This window comes from Maribacter chungangensis, from assembly GCF_042676845.1.
GTDB lineage: Bacteria > Bacteroidota > Bacteroidia > Flavobacteriales > Flavobacteriaceae > Maribacter > Maribacter chungangensis.
Genome location: NZ_JBHTHY010000010.1, coordinates 1 through 1,278, shown reverse-complemented (window position 1 = coordinate 1,278; position 1,278 = coordinate 1). Strand labels below are relative to the sequence as shown.

At 52.3% G+C, this 1,278-nt stretch carries 1 pseudogene; it reads right to left on the bottom strand.

Annotated elements, in window-relative coordinates:
- Window positions 1-1,278 (bottom strand): annotated as a pseudogene (locus tag ACFQZJ_RS12225) (gliding motility-associated C-terminal domain-containing protein); the annotation flags it as partial.

The following is a 1,278-nucleotide window of genomic DNA, read 5'->3' as shown; positions in this document are numbered from 1 at the left end:
CACAAAGAATAGTAATATCCTCAAAATTAGGGTCCATTAATCTATCATCAATCGGGTCTAAGTAATCGGGAGTACCATCGCCATCGGTATCGTCGTTGGTGGGGTCTCCGTCACCATCGGCATCCTCGTCCGGTGTATCGATACCGTCTCCGTCATCATCAAAATCCCTATAATTTACGTCCTCGGTACCGTCGGTATCGGGCAGGTCGTTCGCAGGGTCGTTGATCTCGTCGTTTACGTCGAATCCGTCGTTTAGGTCACTGCCTTCGTAGCCATCGTCCAGCCCGTCGCCATCGGTGTCCGTACCCGTAAAAGTCCAATCCGGAATACCGTCAACGTTAAAGTCGTTTCCTTCGTTGTTGTCCGGTACGGTGTCGTTATCGGAATCCAGATCTAGATAATCAGGATTATCCGTACCATCGGTGTTGACAGGGGTAAGGCCTTGGTCACCGCTAAATTCGTATGCATCGTCCAGCCCGTCGTTGTCGGAATCGTTCCCGGTAGGAGGGATGTAGCCACTGGTAGTCTGCGCCTCCACGTTGGTAGGGATACCATCATTGTCGTCGTCGATATCGATACTATCGGGAAGTCCGTCGCCGTCGGTATCTATAGTACCATCACCTTCATCGGTATCCAGTACACCATCGTTGTCGTCGTCAAGGTCTACGTTATCGGGAATCCCGTCACCATCGGTATCGGTCGGTTCCAGATAATCGGGAGTACCATCACTATCGGTATCGTCGTTGGTAGGGTCTCCGTCACCATCGGCATCCTCGTCCGGAGTATCGATACCGTCTCCGTCATCATCAAAATCCCTATAATTTACGTCCTCGGTACCGTCGGTATCGGGCAGGTCGTTCGCAGGGTCGTTGATCTCGTCGTTTACGTCGAATCCGTCGTTTAGGTCACTGCCTTCGTAGCCATCGTCCAGCCCGTCGCCATCGGTGTCCGTACCCGTAAAAGTCCAATCCGGAATACCGTCAAAGTTAAAGTCGTTCCCCTCGTTGTTATCGGGTACGGTGTCGTTATCGGAATCCAGATCTAGATAATCCGGAGCATCGGTACCATCGGTGTTGACAGGGGTAAGGCCTTGGTCACCGCTAAATTCGTATGCATCGTCCAGCCCGTCGTTGTCGGAATCGTTCCCGGTAGGAGGGATGTAGCCACTGGTAGTCTGCGCCTCCACGTTGGTAGGGATACCGTCGTTGTCATCGTCGATATCGATACTATCGGGAAGTCCGTCCCCATCGGTATCTATAGTACCATCACCTTCATCGG